Here is a 17,792-nt window from a genome sequence, read left to right as displayed (position 1 = left end):
TTGCGGCGTCCGACATGATGATTGCCCCCGCGAGCGGGCCCACGCACCGCCGCCGTCGGTATCGGCGCAGCTCGCCATCGCACATCCATCTTTCGGCCTCCCGAGAAGTCGAACCCATCCACCCGCTCCTACTACGCACCATAGTAGCTCCGTCGGGTGGAAGCGGCGGCGACTTCGCACCCCGGCCGTGGCACGGCGCACGCGTTGTTTCCAGCTCACCGCGTCCCGGAGTCGACCTCCCACCGGTGCTGGTCGGCGCCGCGTCGTCGGGGCGCATGCTCGTCGGGCGCACCCGATCGTCGTCGGTGTCAGGTCGATCACGCCGGCAAGAGACAGTCCCCGTCTGGCGCCATGGTGTGGTTCGCCCCGAATCCGTCAGGAAATCTCCGGTTCAAGGATCCAGCACACCCCGGCGTCCTGCGCGGGGCCGCCGCGTTGGGCGCGGTCGAGCAGCGAGGTCAGTGTTCCCTCCAGCGACCGCAGTTCCTGCAGGGTGTTGTGGACGTGGGCGAGTCGTTCGGTGAGCAATCTGACCACTTGGTCACAGGGGGTGAGTCCCTGGTCGTGGAGGTTCAGGATTTCGCGGACCTCGCGCAGTGTCAGGCCTGCCGCTTGGGCGCTGCGGATGAAGTGGAGTCGTTCGATCGATTCCGGTTCGTAGTCACGGTACCCGGATGTGGTGCGGGCCGGTTCCGGGAGTAGCCCACTGTGTTCGTAGAACCGCAGTGTCTTGGTTGCGATGCCACTCTGACGGGCGAGTTCGCCGATCTTCATCACGCCTCCTTGACCTTCCACCTTACTGGAAGGTTCACGATGGGTGGTGCCCGGGCGATGCGGTGATGGTCTGCCACCTTGTCCGGCGCCACGCCAGAGCACGGTCTGAGTGTGGAGTCAGAAATGTGGAAGGCAGCTGGATCGGTATGGGCACAGCGAGCAGGTTGGTGGGCTTCAGCGTCATCGCGGCGATGGTCGCTGCGGCAGCGTGGTGGCTCGGCAGCATCTTCGGCCCAGGCCCGGCCGGTTCGGGTCCGGTGACCGGCGCGTCATCACACGAACGAGCGGCATCGGGCCACCGTGCCGCAGCTCCACCCGCGGCCGTGACGGTGCCCCTGGCCGCGGGTGCCCCGCCGTCGCCGACGGTCGGTGGAGCGACGGCCGGGCAATCACGCGGCGGGACGCCGTCGCCGACCCTTGCTGGGCTGCCGGTCTCGGCGCCGCTGCCGGTGGGACAGCCGTTCGTAGGGCTGTCGGGTGCACCCGCACCGCCTGCACCGCCTTCGGCGACCGGGCCTGCACCGACGCCTGACACGGGCACGGGTGACGGCGCGGGCACGGTGGTGAGTGCGGTCGCGGCCCCGACTGGATCTGCCTCCGCCGCTCCGGGTGGCCCGGCGGTCCCAGTGGCCTCAGGAGCGGCAGGCGTGGTGCCCGGCGGTGGTACGGGCAGCGGAGCCGTCCCCGTGCAGGTGCCGCCGATCGTGGTGGTGGCGCCGACGGTAGGCGGCGACTTGTCAGTGGGCCCTGCGGCACGGCCGAACCCGCATCCGGCGATCCCTGATGCCGGCCACGGGTCGGAACCGCAGGCTCCTCCCGGCGGGCACACCTCGACATCGACGGCGAAGGACAAGAGCGAACGATGAGTACAGACCTGCACGACGGTGACCCGATCACCGGCAGCTCGCAGCAGCTCACGCTGGTGATCGGGGGCATGACCTGTGGGTCGTGTGCCGCGACCATCGAACGCAAACTAAACAAGCTCGACGGCGTGCATGCGACGGTCAACTTCGCGACGGAGAAGGCGCTCGTCGAACACCCGGCTGCGATGCCGAGCGCCGAGATCACCCACGTGATCGAAGCAGCCGGTTACACGGCCGCCCTCGTCGGTCCCCCCACCCACCCAGTGGACAGTAGCGAGGGGGGCGATGGCCCGGACCGTGATGAGCACGCGCAGTCGCTGCGCCAGCGGGCCGTTATCTGTGGTGCGCTGGCGGTTCCGGTGATCGCGTTCGCGATGATCCCAGTACTCCAATTCGACTACTGGCAGTGGCTCTCACTGACCCTGGCCGCGCCGGTCGTGGTGTGGGGTGCGTGGCCGTTTCACCGCGCAGCCGTGGGCAGTGCACGGCACGGCACGGCGACGATGGACACACTGATCTCGGTCGGTGTGAGCGCAGCCTTCGCCTGGTCGGTGTACGCGCTGTTCCTGGGCACCGCCGGCGACAAGGGCATGCGGCACGGCTTCAGTCTGGTCGTAGACCGCGGCGGCGCCACCGGCAATATCTACCTCGAGGTCGCCGCGGGAGTGACCGCGGCGATCCTGACGGGCAGGTTCTTCGAGGCCCGCGCCAAACGCCGGGCTGGTGCGGCGTTGCGCACCTTGCTCGAGCTCGGCGCGAAGGACGTCGCCGTCCTACGCAACGGCCGCGAAGAACGCATCCCCACCGACCAGTTGGTGGTCGGGGAGCTGTTCGTGGTGCGCCCCGGTGAGAAGATCGCCACCGACGGCGAGATCACCGAAGGCAGTTCTGCTGTCGACGCGGCGATGCTGACCGGAGAATCCGTCCCGGTCGAGGTCGCGCCCGGTGACCTGGTCGCCGGGGCCACCGTCAACGTCGGCGGCCGACTGGTGGTGCGGGCCACCCGTGTCGGCGCAGACACCCAGCTGGCGCAGATGGCCCGGCTTGTCGAGGATGCGCAGAACGGCAAGGCGGAGATCCAGCGTCTCGCCGACCGGGTATCGGCGGTGTTCGTGCCCATTGTGATACTGCTTGCGCTGGCGACCCTCGGATTCTGGTGGGGTGCCGGATACGGCGCCGCCGCCGGGTTCAGCGCCGCGGTCGCCGTGTTGATCATCGCCTGCCCGTGCGGGCTCGGGCTGGCGACACCGACAGCGCTGCTGGTGGGCACCGGCCGCGGCGCGCAGCTGGGCATCCTGATCAAAGGACCGGAAGTCCTCGAATCGACCCGCCGGATCGACACCGTCGTGCTCGATAAGACCGGCACTGTTACCACGGGCAAGATGAGTCTGGTCGGCGTTCACACCGTCGCCGGCGTCACCGAGGAGCAGGCGCTGCGTCTGGCCGGCGCGCTCGAGGACGCCTCCGAACACCCGATCGCCCGCGCCATCGCCGCCGGTGCCCGTGACCGCCTCGGTGAGCTGCCCGCGGTGCAGGACTTCACGAACCGGGAAGGCCTCGGAGTCACCGGCACGGTCGAGGGGCATACCGTCGTCGTCGGCCGAACCGGACTACTCGCCGATCTCGGCATCGATCTGCCGCAGCACCTTCGCTCGCACAAGGAAGCTGCGGAATCCGGTGGCCGCACCTGCGTCGTCGTCGCTTGGGACGGCCTCGCTCGCGCGGTTCTGGTGATCGCCGATACCGTCAAGCCGACCTCCGCCGAGGCCATCGCCGGGCTCCGCCGGCTGGGCCTACGGCCCATCCTGTTGACCGGCGACAACGAGCGGGTCGCCCGCGCGGTCGCCGCCGACGTGGGTATCGCCGACGTCATCGCCGACGTCCTCCCCAAGGACAAGGTCGACGTGGTGACCGCGCTGCAGCGCGACGGGGCCGTCGTCGCCATGGTCGGTGACGGCGTCAACGACGCCGCCGCCCTCGCCCAAGCCGACCTGGGCCTGGCGATGGGCACCGGCACCGACGCCGCGATCGAGGCCAGCGACCTCACCCTGGTCCGAGGGGACCTACGTGCGGCGGTCGATGCCATCCGACTGGCCCGCCGCACCCTGCGCACCATCAAAGGCAACCTGTTCTGGGCATTCGCCTACAACATCGCCGCGATACCGCTCGCCGCCCTTGGGCTGCTCAACCCGCTCGTCGCCGGCACCGCCATGGCGTTCTCCAGCGTCTTCGTCGTCTCCAACAGCCTGCGGCTGCGCACTTTCCGCAGCTCCATCACCGCCGTGGAAACCGGCGGGCCGCAGCGAAGGTCCCGCCCCACCGGGCGGCGCACGCTGCTGGGTTTCGTCGCGGTCGTCCTCGCAGTCATCATCGCCCTGGCCGTCGGCGCTCTCACGGTCCGCGACATCGACTTCGGCGACCTCGCGCCGGCCCTGCTGCTGCTGAGCCTGGGCGGGATCATCGGCCTCGGCGGTGCGATCGTCGGATTCCTGATCGCCGGACGCCGCAACCCATGACCGAGCCAGCATCCGCGCCGTCCCCTGCACCGACGTCCATACCGATAACACCCGACTCTTCTCGAGAGGCAACACCGTGAACCTCACCGCTGTCCTGATCACCGGCCTGTTCGCCGGCGGCGTCTCGTGCGCCGCGGTGCAAGGCGGCCTTCTGACCGGCCTGATCACCCGGCAACGCGCCCACGCCACCACTCCGAGCAGCGGCCGCAGCCCGCGGCAGTCTGTGCTCGCCACTCTCGGTGAGGACCTGACCCCCGTCGGTGGCTTCCTCGCCGGGAAACTCCTCGCCTACACCGTGCTCGGCGCCCTCCTCGGCGCCTTAGGCTCAGTCGTGCAGCTGTCCGTCGGGGCGCGGACGTGGCTGCAGATCGGCGCCGGCGTGCTGATCATCGTGCTCGGCCTCGCCCAGCTCGGCGTCCCCGGATTCCGCGGCATCGTCATCGAGCCCCCGGCCTCGTGGGCCAGCTTCGTGCGCGGCCGGGCCCGCTCGCGCCAAGCGTTCGCACCCGCACTGCTCGGCGTCGCCACCGTACTCATCCCGTGCGGGGTCACACTCTCCGTCGAAGCGCTCGCCCTCGCCTCCGGGGCAGCGGTCCAAGGCGCGGCGATCATGGCCGTCTTCGTCGTCGGCACCAGCCCACTGTTCGCCGTGCTGGGCTACGCAGCGCGCAAAGCCGCCAGCGTCTGGAACAACCGCCTCGCTGTCGCGACCGGGATCGTCGTCGTCGCCCTCGGCCTGTTCACCCTCAACGGGGGCCTCGAGCTCGCCGGATCCCCGTGGGCCGCCAGCCGCATCGGCAGCAACATCGGCCTGAGCGCCGCGGCCGCCGACACCACCGCCGCGACCATCACCGACGGCAAACAGCAGGTAGTCATCACCGCCAGTTCCGCCGGCTACAGCCCGAAGAACGTGCAGATCAAAGCCGGAATCCCCACCATTTTGATCCTCCGCGCTAGCAGAGACGCCGGTTGCACCCGCACGTTCACCATCCCCAGCCGCGGCGAAGAGAAGACTCTCCCCGCGACCGGTGACACTCGCCTCGACCTCGGCGCCCTCACCCCCGGCACCCTCCCGTACGTGTGTGGCATGGGCATGTACACCGGCACTCTCACCATCGTCTAACTTCCCGTCTCACCCCACTGTCCAACGAAAGGTATCGACCCGATGCCCACGACCATCACCATCAGCGTCACCGGAATGCACTGCGGCAGCTGCTCACTGCTGATCGACGACACCCTCGAAGACCTCCCCGGCGTGCTGACCTCCACCACCTCCCGCAAAATGGGCGAGACAACCGTCGACCTCGACCCCACACGCACCACCGCCGACGACGTGATCACCACCATCACCGAACTCGGATACCCGGCCACGCTGGCGCCCTAGTCGCGCAAGCCATCCACCGCTGATCGACGACAAGCTCGACGACCAACGCCGACGCGCCGCCCGGTCTGCACCTGCCGACTGCGACACGCAAGCCGTAGACGGGGGTATGGATAAGACCAGACGAGAAGCCCCGCGCGGCGACAGGAGCAACCATGCCCACCAACTATGACCTCGCGATCATCGGGTCCGGCGGCGGCGCGTTCGCTGCCGCAATCCGCGCGAGCACACTCGGGAAGTCGCTGGTGATGATCGAGCGCGGCACGCTTGGGGGGACCTGCGTGAACACCGGCTGCGTACCGTCCAAAGCCCTGATCGCGGCCGCCGCAGCACGGCACGCCGCTGCCGACGCTCCCGGCCGGTTCCCAGGCATCACAACGGCCGCAGGGCCGGTGGACATGCCCACGGCAGTCGCCGGAAAGCAGTCGCTGGTCGACATCTTGCGGACCGCGAAATACGCCGAGATCGCCGACTCTTACGGGTGGCAGACCCGGCGGGGCTTCGCGTCATTCGCCGGCACACCGGATGCGCCGGTCCTCGACATCACCGACGTCGACGGCAACGTCGAAACCGTCACGGCCGAGCACTACCTGATCGCCACCGGCGCCCGCCCCTGGGCACCACCGATACCCGGGCTGGACGAGGCGGGGTATCTGACCTCGACCGCGGCAATGGACCTGACACAGCTTCCCCAGTCACTGCTAGTGCTCGGCGGCGGCTACGTCGCCTTGGAACAGGCACAGCTGTTCGCCCGCCTAGGATCGCAGGTCACGCTGCTGGCCCGGTCGCAACTAGCGTCGAAAGAAGAACCAGAGGTCTCCAGGACGCTGGCCGAGGTCTTCGCCGATGAAGGGATCCAAGTCAAACGAGGAGCGGTACCCCTCCATGTCACCCGCACCGCAGACGGCACGGTGACCGTCACCAGCGATGTGTCCGGACGCTTGCAGGAAGATCGCGCCGACCAGATTCTCGTTGCCCTCGGCCGCCGCCCCGCCACCGATGCAATGAACCTCGCCACGGTCGGAGTCCACACCGGCGACTCCGGACAGATCCTCGTCAGCGACCACCTGCAATCGTCCAACCCCCGGGTCTGGGCCGCAGGCGATGTCACCGGCCATCCGCAGTTCGTCTACGTCGCCGCCCGCCACGGCACCCTGGTCGCCGACAACTCACTCGCAGGCGCCGCCAAGTCCGTCGACTACACTCGACTGCCGCGAGTGACTTTCACCAACCCGGCGATCGGCACAGTCGGCATCACAGAAGAGCAGGCACGTACAGCGGGGATCCGCTGCGCCTGTCGCGTCCTGCCGCTCGACCACGTGCCCCGCGCGGTGGTGAACCGGGACACCCGAGGGTTCATAAAGATCGTCACCAACGCCGCCACGGGCGAGGTCCTCGGCCTGACCACCGTCGCCGAGAACGCAGGAGAACTGGTCGCCACCGGCGTTCACATCTTGGGCAAAACCGTCACCGAGATCGCCAACGCCTGGACGCCCTACCTGACCATGGCCGAAGGCATCCAGATCGCCGCCAAGTCCTTTGTCACCGACGTCTCGAAGCTGTCCTGCTGCGCCTAACGTCCGAGCGAACATCCCCGAATGGAACCCCCACCTGATGATACCCCCATGGGGTATCATCGGGTTATCTACGAGAGGTGCGATTATATGGTGTACGCATCACGGCGCGCGGTGATTGCGGCTGGCCTGGGCCTGGTTGGGTCGGGGGTACTCGCCGCGTGCGGCGGCACGAGCACCAGCAAGCCGGGCGGCGGCTCGCGATCGATACAGGGCCCGCCGCTGCAGGCGACACCCCAGGCCGGGCAGAAGGTCGTCGAAACGACGCTCACCGCGCGGGAGAGCACCGTCGACCTCGGCGGCATTACCGCCCGGACTTGGGCGTACGACGACGCCCTACCGGGCAAAGTCATCCGCGCCAAGGCCGGCGATTTCCTGCGCGTCACCCTCGACAACAAGCTTCCCGCCGACACCACCATCCACTGGCACGGGATCCGGCTCCGCAACGAAGCCGACGGTGTTCCCGGCGTCACCCAGGACGCGATCCGTCCCGGAAGAAGGTTCGTCTACGAGTTCACCGCACCGGACCCGGGCACCCACTACTTCCATCCGCATGTCGGCGCCCAACTCGACCGCGCCCTCTACGCCCCGATCATCATCGATGATCCCACCGAACGCGGCGCCTACGACGACGAGTGGATCGTCGTCCTCGACGACTGGACCGACGGCGTCGGCAAGAACCCCGACCAGATCCTGGCCGACTTCCAGGCCAAGACCGGGTCACTCAAACCCGGAATGGATATGGGTGGCATGGATCACTCCTCGATGCCCGGCATGAGCAGCTCACCGCTCGGCGATGCCGGCGACGTGATCTACCCGCACTACCTCATCAACGGCCGGATCCCCGCGGCGCCGACCGAGTTCCGCGCCAAACCAGGACAGCGGATCCGCTTACGGATCATCAACGCCGGCTCCGACACTGTCTTCCGGGTCGCCCTCGGCGGCCACACCATGACCGTCACCCACACCGATGGACACCGGGTCAATGACAAGCAAGCTCGGGCACTGTTCGTCGCCATGGGCGAACGGTACGACGTGACCGTCACCGCGGGCGCCGGCGCGTTCCCTCTCGTCGCCGCCGCGGAAGGCAAGAAGGGTCAGGCACTGGCGGTCCTGCGCACCGGATCCGGCGACGCACCCGCTGCCGACGTTCGCCCCGCTGAACTGGACGGCCCCGTCCTGCTCGGGGCGTCCGAATTGACCGCCGCCGACTCCGCGCGCCTACCCGACCGCGAACCGGACTCGACGCTCAAGGTCACGCTCAACGGCCAGATGGACCCGTACGCGTGGGGCATCAACGGCAAGAAGCACGGCGAAGACAAACCGTTGATAGTCCGGAAAGGCCAGCGCCTGCGGATGCAGATCACCAACGAAACGATGATGCTGCACCCCATGCATATCCACGGCCACACCTGGGCCCTGCCCGGCAGCAGAGGCCTGCGCAAGGACACCCTGCTCCTCAAACCGATGGGCTCGGTCGAGGTCGACCTCGACGCGGACAACCCCGGCAGCTGGGCCCTGCATTGCCATAACATCTATCACATGGAGATGGGCATGATGACCACCCTCCGGTACTCCGGTACACAGTGACACACCTGCGGCCCCGTGATGGACCGCAGGACAAGTGCACGCCTTGGCGTTACCGGACCTGCACCATTTCGGCTCATGGCGACTGCGGTCAATCCGATCTGGCATCTCGCCAGTTCAACTCGACATCGGCACAGAGTGTTCACCTCGACAGTAAGGATCGTTCAAGGACGTGTGATCCCATGCTGCAATGACGAAGATCGATGGTGGAAAGACGCGCGTCGCGGCGGCCGTCAGCGTGGTGGCGGTGCTCGGTGTCGTGGCGGCGTGCGGCAGTAACGACGGGGGCCCGGGGGTCTCGGGCGACACCGCGTCGAAGGTGGACATCACCCGGTCCGCGGCGGGCGACATCACCGCCCACGGGGGTGCGAAGCGCCTCGCCGGCGACCAGACGCAGGCGATCGCCGATTCGATCCAGCGGTCGAAGGCGAAGAACGTCATCCTGATCATCGGTGACGGCACCGCCAACCAGGAGCTCACGCTGGCCCGTGACTACCAGTGGGGCGCCGGCGGCCAGATCCCCGGCATCGACCAGCTGCCGCTGTCGGGTGACTACACCACGTACGCGCTGGACAAGAACACCAAGAAGCCCGACTACACGACCGATTCCGCCGCCTCCGGCTCCGCGTGGGCCACCGGCACCAAGACCTACAACGGCGCCGTCGGCGTGGACGTCAACGGCAAGGCGCAGCGCTCGATCCTCGAGATCGCCAAGGCCAACGGCCGCAAGACGGGCAACGTCACCACCACCGAGCTGCAGGACGCGACCCCGGCCGTGCAGGTCGCGCACGTCGCGCAGCGCAAGTGCTACGGCCCCGTCGCCACCAAGGAGAAGTGCGCGTCGGACGCCCTGGAGAACGGCGGCCTCGGGTCGATCACCGAGCAGCTGCTGGCGGCCCGCGCCGACGTCACCCTGGGCGGCGGCTTCAAGACCTTCCAGGAGGTCGCCGGCGCCGGCCAGTACGCGGGCAAGACGCTCGAGGTGCAGGCCAAGGAGCGCGGCTACCAGATGGTCCGCTCGGGTGAGGAGCTCGACGCCGTCAAGGACGCGGGCCAGGACAAGCCGCTGCTCGGCGTCTTCGCCGACGGCAACCTGCCCCGCCTGTGGGGCAAGGCCACCGCGACCAAGGAGGGCGGCAAGGAGCCGGCCGTCACCTGCTCGCCGAACCCCGAGTTCGCCGCGACCCCGAAGCTCGAGACCATGACCAAGAAGGCGATCGACCTGCTGGGGGGCGACAAGGGCTTCTTCCTGCAGGTCGAGTCCGGCTCCGTCGACAAGGCCAACCACGACGCCGACCCGTGCGGCCAGATCGGCGAGACCGTCCAGCTGTCCGAGGCCGTCACCGCGGCGCTCGACTTCGCGAAGAAGGACAAGGACACCCTGGTCATCGTCACCGGCGATCACGCGCACACCAGCCAGATCGTCGAGACCGGCTCCGTCACCCCGGGCCTGACCCGCACGCTCAACACCAAGGACGGCGGCCTGCTCACGGTCAACTACGGCACGTCGCTCGACCCGGGCGAGGAGCAGCACACCGGCGGCCAGGTCCGCATCGCCGCGTACGGCCCCGGCGCCGCCAACGTCGTCGGCGTCACCGACCAGACCGACCCGTTCTTCTACATCACCGACGTACTCGGCCTGGACCGGGCCAAGAAGTAGGAGGCAAGCCACGGCCACGCGTTCGCGATCACCCTTCGCGGACCGACTGGACGAGATCCCGGTCGGCATGATCGCCGGCCGGACAGCCCGGCTCGATGTCCCGGGCCGACGGAGCATCGTGTTCAGCGGCGCCACCCGCAACTCGGCGTAGGTGGCTATCACGAGTGCGTTTCGCGGGGCGTTGCGCAGTCCGGCCCTTCGCTCCCGTTGCGGTCATGGACGGCCTGGGCATGGAGCTGGTGGCGGGTCTGCGGCCAGGTGCGTCGTCCTTCGGCGGTGGTGAGCCGGTGCGCGTGCACCAGATCCCAGGCGGCGCGTAGGTTGGCCGGGAAGGTGCGAGCGGTCGCTTCGCCGAGCATCAGCTCACGACGCTCGCCGTGTTCACGCCAGATCAGGAACGCGTAGGTGCGGCGGGCCTTTCGGCGACGGTTGAGCTTGACGCGGCCGAGCGCGACCCTGCCGTCGTCGCAGACGACGCGGCGGCGCACCTCGCCGCCGGCGGCGACGTCCTGCTCGGTTTGGTGCTCACGCAGCGTGGCTGCGGCCGAATGCACCGCGTCCGGTGGAAGCGGCGCCGGACGCCACGTCCGGCGGATAGCCCGCACAGCGACCTGGACGGGGTTAGACGCTGCTCAGCTGCGGCCGCAGCCGCGGGAACGGCCACGAGTCGCCGAACACGTCCTGCAACTCCCGGGGCCTGGTCGCGGTGATCGCAGCGATATCGGCGACGGCGTAGCGACTGTTCCGCAGTGAGGCGAAGAACTCCGCGGCCGCCTGCGGCCGGACCGGGTACGTCGATCGCCGCTTGTCCCGCAGCAGGTTCCGGGCGTTGAGGGTGCGGAACCAGTACCGGTACTGCGATTCGGTGATGTCGGCGTGCACGTGCGCGCGGCGCACCAGCGCCGACAGGCTTACCCCCCACCGGCGCCGCAGATCGTCGAGGGTGTCGATCCGGGCCGGGGTGATCCCCCGCAGCTCGTCGCGCAACGACCCGTATGGGGCGAGGAACTCCGCGGCGAACCGATCCGCCCGGTTCTCGATCTCCTTGAGCCCCAACGACACACCCGACAGTTCATCCATCACCAGGTGCCCCAGCTCGTGGGCGAGGGTGTGCCGCTGCCGATCCTCCGGCGCGTGGGGGTTGAGCAGGATCACAGCGGTCACCGGGCCGGTGGTGCGGACGCTGATCGCGTCGACCTTGTCCACATCGGCGGGCATCGGCAAGATCATGATCCCGGCGCTCTCGAGCAGGCCGGCGATGTCGGAGACCGGGCCATGGATGCGCCACGCCTGCCGCACCAGCTGCGCGGCCTCCTCCGACCCCTCATCGAGCAGGTCCACATCCAGCTGCGGCACCGACCGCGGATGCACCGCGGTCGCCAACGTGTCCTCATGCAACCGGTTGAGCATCCAACCGGCGAAGTTCGCATGCTGAATCAACCTGTCCTGCAACCGCTTAGTGACAGTTTGGCTACGGAAGTGCACACCCTCGGGCGGCTCCTGCGGCAACACCGTGCACAGCAGCTCCTCGGTCACATCGAGCACCTGCGCCCACAACGTCAGATCCGCACCACTGACCGATCCGTCGCCGCTCTCAGCGCGCGAGACGTAACTCGGGGAACGCCCCAAGGCATCAGCAACCTGCTTGGCCGTCAGTCCGCGGCGCTCACGGGTGGCGCTCAATGTGGCGGCCACCGCGCAGCGGTCGGTCGACAGCGGCGAACGCGACGCCCGCGAATCAAGATCCGTCACCGTTCCCATGGCCAAAATCTTAGACCCTCCCACCCTCACGGATCACGCTGACGTGCCGAACACCACGCAATCATTCCCCGATCACCGGTAATCCCTACCGTCACACCCGCACCACGGAGGAGGAACGGCCGTTGGGGTTCTACTCGTCCGCTTCGGCATCCTCGGCGGCGTTCGGGTTGGTGGGGACCTCGAAGCGGCTGCGCTCCGCGGCCAGGCCGGCACTGCGGGCGAGGACGGCGATGTCGGCCTCAGCGCGGGCGAGGCGGTCTTGAAGGTCCTCATTCTCGGCACGCAGGCGGGCCGCTTCCTCACGGGCTTCGTCCGTTGCGGCCAGCACCAACGCCCGCTCGGAAGTCATCAGCCACGGCACCCTGCGGCGCCGCCAGGCCACCAGCATGCGGCGCGCCGACTCGATGTCCACCTCGTGCGGGGCCCACAGGTACCGCTCGCCGAGGCGGGTGCGGGCCTGCACTCCGATGATCCGGTTCGCGTCGTTGAGCGTTCCGGACAGGTCGACGTTGGTCACCGCGAACTCGGCGGTGCTCACCACGTCGAACGGCAGCGTGTAGTCCTGGCACTGCTGCTTGCGCAGCCGCTGGCGCTCACTCTGCGAGACCTGCCGCCACGGGGTGTCCCGCTCGACCTTCACGTGCAGGTTGCCGTGCACGATCAGCTCGGTCCAGTTGTGCGGCTCGTGCAGCCGCACGTGCGGCGGGTTCACCGCGTTGGTCCACTCGCGCAGCCCCTCCGACCACACCATCGCCGTCAGCAGCCCCCGCGACTTCGAGTCGTACCGACGTCGCGACGCCGGATCCAGGTACAACGCCTCACACAACTGCGCACACGCCTCATCCGCAGCGAGCGCGATCGCAGCGATCGGCACCATATGCGGCCGCAGCATTCGCAATGCCTGCGTTCGCGGCGCCCTCGGACGCAGCCCTTCGATCCGCACCATGACGCCTCCCCAGAAATCGTTACCAAACTTGCTGTCCATCTTGCAGAGGGGGTAACGATCCTGACGTTCGGACACGCCGCAGCGCAACCATCGAACTCGACGGCTCCGACCGATTTGAGGAGAAGGCAGGGAACCGATCACCGAGCCGATGCGTCCCAATAGGAGTGAGCACCAATCGCGACTTACCCGACGGCACCGAGAGCGACATCCGGGACGACTTCTACGACGGAGTCACTGTGCTGCCGCCCTGGGTCGAAGCCTGGTTCGCTCAGGAACGCACACGCCACCGCAAAGCCCGCGGCGAGAGCCACCCCGCCGGCGACGACTGGGACCGCTGGGAACACCAACTCGGCATCGACTGAAACCCCACCATCCGCTACAGCCCAGATAACACTGACGCAGACGAACACAGCACGACCCCAGAACACCGTCCGCTACAGAGTGGGACACCGAACCGATAGCTACAGATAAGAAAGCCGCCGCGAGCTGCGCGTGCAGTGCCTCGCGCCCCAGCCCTCCGAGGGCGGCGAGGGCTTCGAGTCGCGCGGGCACCTCCCGCGGGGAGTTCGCGTGGACGGTGCCCGCCCCGCCGTCGTGGCCGGTGTTGAGCGCGGTGAGCAGGTCGACGACCTCGGCGCCGCGGACCTCGCCCACGACGATCCGGTCGGGACGCATGCGCAGCGCCTGACGGACCAGATCGCGCACCGTCACCTCGCCAACGCCCTCGACGTTCGCACCGCGCGCGAGCAACGAGACCACGTGCGGGTGCACGGGGTCGAGTTCGTGCGCGTCCTCGACGCAGAGCACCCGCTCCGCCGGGTCCACCGCACCCAACAGGCCGTTGAGCAGCGTGGTCTTACCGCTGCCGGTCCCGCCGACGACGAGGAAGGCCAGCCGCGCCGTCACCACCCGGCGCACCAGTTCAGCGACCCCCGCCGGTACGGCGCCACCGTCGATGAGGGAGTCCAGCGTCTGCGTGGCGGGACGCAGGACGCGCAGCGAGATGCAGGTTCCGCCGTGCGCCAGCGGCGGCAGCACCGCGTGCAGGCGGATCCCACTGCCCGCGCGCCCGCCCGGTCCGGCGGACAAGTGCCCGTCGACCCAGGGCTGTGCATCGTCGAGGCGGCGGCCGGCGGCGAGCGCGAGCCGCGCGGCGAGGCGGCGCACGGCATCGTCGTCCTCGAAGACCACATCGGTGCGTTCGAGGCCCGCGCCCCGGTCGATCCACACCCTGCGCGGGCCGCAGACGAGCACGTCGGCGACGTGCGGGTCGGCGAGCAGCGGCTCGAGCCGGCCCGCGCCCACCAGTTCGGTCTCGAGGTAGGCGAGCCCGTCGAGCAGATCGGTATCGCCGAGCACGCCTCCGCATTCGGCGCGCAGGGCGGCGGCCATCACGTCGGGCGTGAGCACCGCCGCGGAGTGCGCGAGCCGTTCCCGCACGCGGGCGAGCAGATCCGCATCGGGTGAGGTCATACCGCACCCCTGCGCACGCCGTCCAGCACCCGGCCCGCGGCGACCGCCAACGGCGATCCCCTCCGCAGGCGCAGGCCGCCGCCGTCGAGCTGGGCGTCGAGGCCGGGCTGCGGCCGCATCGACGCCAGCAGGGGGAAGCCGACGGCGCGCGCCACATCACGCGCGGAGAGTCCGCCGGGCGCCGGTCCGCGCACCACCAGTGCCACCTGCCGGGCCCGGCCCGACACCCCGTCGGCCACCGACCGGGCGGCGGCGCACCCGCGGACCGTGGCCGCCGCGACCACGACCGCGAGATCGGCCACCTCCAGGCACGCCGCGGTGGCGGGATCGTCGCGGCGCGGCAGATCGACGACGGTGACGCCGACGCTCCGCCGGCCCGCGTCGATGACCGCGAGGAGGCCTTCGACGGGGATCTCCGGCGCCGCGGCACCACCGGTCGCTCCGCCCGCCGCCAGCACCGCGACGGCACCCGCGCGGCCGGGGAGCGCCGCGACCAGCGCGTCCGCCGGCACGTGGCCTCCGCGCAGGGCGAGGTCGCCCCACCGCAGGCCGGGCACGTCGGCGCAGCCCAGCAGCAGGTCGAGACCACCGCCCCACGGATCCGCATCGACCGCGAGCGCCGTGACCCCGCGCCCCGGAGCGGTCACCGCGACCGCGGCGGCCAGGACCGACGCGCCTGCGCCGCCGTGCCCGCCGACGACCGTCACCACGCGCGAGCGGGCACCGTCGTCCTGTTCCCGCGCGGCGAGGAACCGGGCCAGCTCCCTGACCTGCGCGGGCAGGACGAAGACCTGTGCCGCCCCCACCTCGACCGCCGCCGCCAACTCCGCCATCCCGGCCTCCGCCGCGACGATCGCGACACCGTCCCGGCGGGGCAGCCCACCCGCGCGGGCGGCCTCCGCCATGGCCGTGGCGGCCGCGAGATCCAGCACCACCCCGGCCGCCGATGCCCAACCCGCGCGGGGCCGGCCCCGGTCGATGTCCGTGACCGATCGCGCCGCCGCCGCGGCGGCGCGACGCACGTCGTCGGCGAGCGGCCCCTCGGCCACCGCCATCCCGATCTCGATTCCCCGCATGGCACCACCGTCGCCGATCGCGTTGTCCGGTTCGCCCGATCCGACCGGCACCTGTGGATGAACGTGTCCGATTCCAGAAAGTTGTGGAGGAATCCGGTCTCCCCTCTTGCGGGGTGCGCAGCCCCGTAGCACCGGTAGGCTGATGCACGTGAGCCCTACCGCGCCCGACGAGGCCCCGGTGCGCCGGGTCGCCGCCTTCTTCGACCTGGACAAGACGATCATCGCGAAATCGTCCGCGCTGGCCTTCTCGCGTCCCTTCTTCGACGAGGGGCTGCTCAACCGCCGCGCCGTGCTCAAGTCGAGCTACGCCCAGTTCCTGATGATGCTGACCGCGGCGGACCACGATCAGATGGAGCGCATGCGCGATCACCTCACGCAGATGTGCGAGGGCTGGAACGTGGAGCAGGTGAGCTCGATCGTGCGCGAGGCGCTGCACGACGTGGTGAACCCGCTCGTCTTCGAGGAGGCCTCGGAGCTGATCGCGGGACACCACGCCCGCGGCCACGACGTGGTGATCGTCTCGGCGTCGGGCGAGGAGATGGTCGCACCGATCGCCGACCTCCTCGGGGCCGACTACTCCGTGGCCTCGAAGATGAAGGTCGAGGACGGCAAGTACGCCGGCGAGGTCGAGTTCTACTGCTACGGCCCGAACAAGGTCGTCGCGATGGAGTCCCTCGCCGCCGAGCACGGCTACGACCTCGAGCAGTGCTTCGCGTACTCGGACTCGATCACCGACGTCCCCATGCTGGCGGCGGTCGGGCACCCCACCGCCGTCAACCCCGACCGTGGCCTGCGCAAGGAGGCGGCGGAGCGCGGGTGGCCCGTCGTCTCCTTCTCGAACCCCACACCGTTGCGCGACCGGATCCCCACCCCCTCCCGCAACTCGGTCCTCGCGACCGCCGGCCTGGGCGTGGTCGCCGCGGGCACCGGTATCGCGACTTATCTTGTGCTGCACCGGAAGAAGCACTGATACCGGCCGGTAGCAAGTCGTCCGAGATTTTTCCGCTCCACCCCTTGCTGTGATGGCCATCACAGGGTAGAAAGGAGTCACGGAGCGGCGCAAAGCCAAACCCCCACCGGAAGAGAAGGTCGAGGGTTCCTGAGCGTCAAGGCTCCCAGCACGGACACCAGGCACCCACGCGGAGCTCGCCACCTATGGCGGAAAGCGCTGTGAGCCTGCGTCACCGGGGAAACAGTGGTCAGCACAGGATCTGCGGATAGTGGATCTCTCCACCGGTGTACGCCGAGGCCGTAATACAGCCCACCCTCACGCACGCTTGGTAACCGGGATCCGTGCTAGCGAACGGCGATTCGGACCCGTTCTGAGGAAAGCACCTCGAGTGCATCTTCCTCAGCTCAGGCCGGGTCGCCGTTGCGCATGTCCGGGGCACGTTCTCCCCGAAGTGAATCCGCTCGGATCAGCGCTCGGCCAGGGCCAGCGCTTCGAGCCCACCGGCCTCCAGAGCCTGGCAACACAGCACGACCCACGCCACCACACCATCGGGATCGCCCATCCCGAAGGAGTCGACTGCGTCGGCGTAGCTGGGCGCGAACTTGAGCCAGGTGGTCTCCGGGATGCCGAGTGCGTGCGGATCGAGTCCGGAGGCGACGGTGACCAACCGCGACGCCGCGCGCGCGACCACGCCGTCGGCCACCTCGAACGGACGAAGCGCGAGCAGCTCGCCGTGCACGATCGCCGCGACCACCGGCGCGGGCGCCTGCGTGCCGCCCGTCACGAGCTGCGCGAGCAGCCCGAGCCGCTCCCCCGTCCCGGGCCGGGGCCGACCGAGGCGCGTGTCGTCGCCGTCGACGAGGTCCGCCGCTGCAAGGGTGTGCAACCGAGCGAGGACCTGTAGTGGCGCGCGCCGCCAGACTCCGACGGTGGCGTCCAGGAGATCACCGTCGATCGCCTGGTAGGCGCGCATCGATCCGGCGAGCACCGGGTCGTTGATCAGTTCGTCGCGGCTCAAGGCGACCGCGGCACCGTCGAGCGCGGCGGACGCGCGCGCGCCGCGCAACGACGATTCCGTGGCGGTGGCCCGCCACTCGCGGCGGTTCGCGGGATGACGGTGCACCTTGGCGAGCGCCTCCCGCGCGGCAGCGGCCGCCTCCACAACGGCGGGGACGGCGACGAGCGGGCTCAGCGGGTCGGTCACACGCCCCACCCTAGCCCGCGCGTCG

The 17,792-nt window shown here is 69.5% G+C and carries 14 protein-coding genes; 7 read left to right on the top strand and 7 right to left on the bottom strand.

The genetic code is table 11. The features are described from left to right. Window positions 1-375: 375 nt before the first annotated feature. Window positions 376-774 (bottom strand): heavy metal-responsive transcriptional regulator, encoded by a 399-nt coding sequence (locus tag FK268_RS11035; RefSeq protein WP_068741643.1) that lies wholly within the window; start codon window positions 772-774, stop codon window positions 376-378. A gap of 862 nt (window positions 775-1,636) precedes the next feature. Here FK268_RS11035 and FK268_RS11030 point away from each other — a divergent pair. From FK268_RS11030 to phoA, 6 genes are all read left to right on the top strand, one after another. Next, a complete protein-coding gene (locus tag FK268_RS11030) occupies window positions 1,637-4,153 on the top strand; it encodes a heavy metal translocating P-type ATPase (protein ID WP_193560269.1) in 2,517 nt (838 codons plus the stop codon). A gap of 76 nt (window positions 4,154-4,229) precedes the next feature. Then, window positions 4,230-5,276 (top strand): sulfite exporter TauE/SafE family protein, encoded by a 1,047-nt coding sequence (locus FK268_RS11025; protein WP_068741259.1) that lies wholly within the window; start codon window positions 4,230-4,232, stop codon window positions 5,274-5,276. A 42-nt stretch (window positions 5,277-5,318) separates the two neighbouring features. Further along, entirely contained in the window at window positions 5,319-5,537 is a 219-nt protein-coding gene (locus FK268_RS11020; protein ID WP_146433958.1) for a heavy-metal-associated domain-containing protein, read from the top strand. 152 nt (window positions 5,538-5,689) lie between these two features. Further along, window positions 5,690-7,111 carry a mercury(II) reductase gene (gene merA, locus FK268_RS11015; RefSeq protein WP_068741257.1) on the top strand — a complete coding sequence of 474 codons (1,422 nt, stop codon included), beginning with the start codon at window positions 5,690-5,692 and terminating at the stop codon, window positions 7,109-7,111. 48 nt (window positions 7,112-7,159) lie between these two features. Beyond that, window positions 7,160-8,698: a multicopper oxidase family protein gene (locus FK268_RS11010; protein ID WP_231707032.1), complete on the top strand. Its 1,539-nt coding sequence runs from the start codon at window positions 7,160-7,162 to the stop codon at window positions 8,696-8,698. A 187-nt stretch (window positions 8,699-8,885) separates the two neighbouring features. Further along, a complete protein-coding gene (gene phoA, locus FK268_RS11005; protein ID WP_146433956.1) occupies window positions 8,886-10,355 on the top strand; it encodes an alkaline phosphatase in 1,470 nt (489 codons plus the stop codon). Between the two features lie 158 nt (window positions 10,356-10,513). On the opposite strand, the gene FK268_RS11000 is transcribed toward phoA, so the two are convergent. The 5 genes from FK268_RS11000 to ssd form a co-directional block, all read right to left on the bottom strand. Then, window positions 10,514-10,909, bottom strand: a complete 396-nt coding sequence (locus FK268_RS11000) for a hypothetical protein (RefSeq protein ID WP_068564987.1) — start codon at window positions 10,907-10,909, stop codon at window positions 10,514-10,516. A 67-nt stretch (window positions 10,910-10,976) separates the two neighbouring features. Next, entirely contained in the window at window positions 10,977-12,116 is a 1,140-nt protein-coding gene (locus tag FK268_RS10995; RefSeq protein ID WP_139184147.1) for a helix-turn-helix domain-containing protein, read from the bottom strand. Between the two features lie 130 nt (window positions 12,117-12,246). After that, on the bottom strand, window positions 12,247-13,008 hold the full coding sequence (locus FK268_RS10990) for a hypothetical protein (RefSeq protein WP_139184146.1): 762 nt from the start codon (window positions 13,006-13,008) through the stop codon (window positions 12,247-12,249). 285 nt (window positions 13,009-13,293) lie between these two features. After that, window positions 13,294-14,535, bottom strand: a complete 1,242-nt coding sequence (locus FK268_RS10985; RefSeq protein WP_231707031.1) for a TadA family conjugal transfer-associated ATPase — start codon at window positions 14,533-14,535, stop codon at window positions 13,294-13,296. Beyond that, on the bottom strand, window positions 14,532-15,662 hold the full coding sequence (gene ssd, locus FK268_RS10980) for a septum site-determining protein Ssd (RefSeq protein WP_438695982.1): 1,131 nt from the start codon (window positions 15,660-15,662) through the stop codon (window positions 14,532-14,534). The genes FK268_RS10985 and ssd overlap by 4 nt, the downstream gene beginning before the upstream one ends. Before the next feature lie 91 nt (window positions 15,663-15,753). Between ssd and FK268_RS10975 the strand changes: the two genes are divergently transcribed. Next, on the top strand, window positions 15,754-16,581 hold the full coding sequence (locus FK268_RS10975) for an HAD family hydrolase (protein WP_146433954.1): 828 nt from the start codon (window positions 15,754-15,756) through the stop codon (window positions 16,579-16,581). A 448-nt stretch (window positions 16,582-17,029) separates the two neighbouring features. Here the strand turns inward: FK268_RS10975 and FK268_RS10970 are convergent, their stop codons facing one another. After that, window positions 17,030-17,767 carry a Fic family protein gene (locus FK268_RS10970; RefSeq protein WP_146433952.1) on the bottom strand — a complete coding sequence of 246 codons (738 nt, stop codon included), beginning with the start codon at window positions 17,765-17,767 and terminating at the stop codon, window positions 17,030-17,032. Between the last annotated feature and the right edge of the window lie 25 nt (window positions 17,768-17,792).

The sequence above is a fragment of the Tsukamurella sputi genome (genome assembly GCF_007858445.1).
GTDB classification, from domain to species: domain Bacteria; phylum Actinomycetota; class Actinomycetes; order Mycobacteriales; family Mycobacteriaceae; genus Tsukamurella; species Tsukamurella sputi.
This window is presented reverse-complemented; position numbering and strand designations above follow the sequence as displayed.

Coding starts and splice junctions, on each gene's coding strand:
- FK268_RS11035 (WP_068741643.1), bottom strand. CDS start 774: ATGAAGATCGGCGAACTCGCCCGTCAGAGTGGCATCGCAACCAAGACA.
- FK268_RS11030 (WP_193560269.1), top strand. CDS start 1,637: ATGAGTACAGACCTGCACGACGGTGACCCGATCACCGGCAGCTCGCAG.
- FK268_RS11020 (WP_146433958.1), top strand. CDS start 5,319: ATGCCCACGACCATCACCATCAGCGTCACCGGAATGCACTGCGGCAGC.
- merA (WP_068741257.1), top strand. CDS start 5,690: ATGCCCACCAACTATGACCTCGCGATCATCGGGTCCGGCGGCGGCGCG.
- FK268_RS11010 (WP_231707032.1), top strand. CDS start 7,160: ATGGGGTATCATCGGGTTATCTACGAGAGGTGCGATTATATGGTGTAC.
- phoA (WP_146433956.1), top strand. CDS start 8,886: ATGACGAAGATCGATGGTGGAAAGACGCGCGTCGCGGCGGCCGTCAGC.
- FK268_RS10995 (WP_139184147.1), bottom strand. CDS start 12,116: ATGGGAACGGTGACGGATCTTGATTCGCGGGCGTCGCGTTCGCCGCTG.
- FK268_RS10990 (WP_139184146.1), bottom strand. CDS start 13,008: ATGCTGCGGCCGCATATGGTGCCGATCGCTGCGATCGCGCTCGCTGCG.
- FK268_RS10985 (WP_231707031.1), bottom strand. CDS start 14,535: ATGACCTCACCCGATGCGGATCTGCTCGCCCGCGTGCGGGAACGGCTC.
- FK268_RS10975 (WP_146433954.1), top strand. CDS start 15,754: ATGCACGTGAGCCCTACCGCGCCCGACGAGGCCCCGGTGCGCCGGGTC.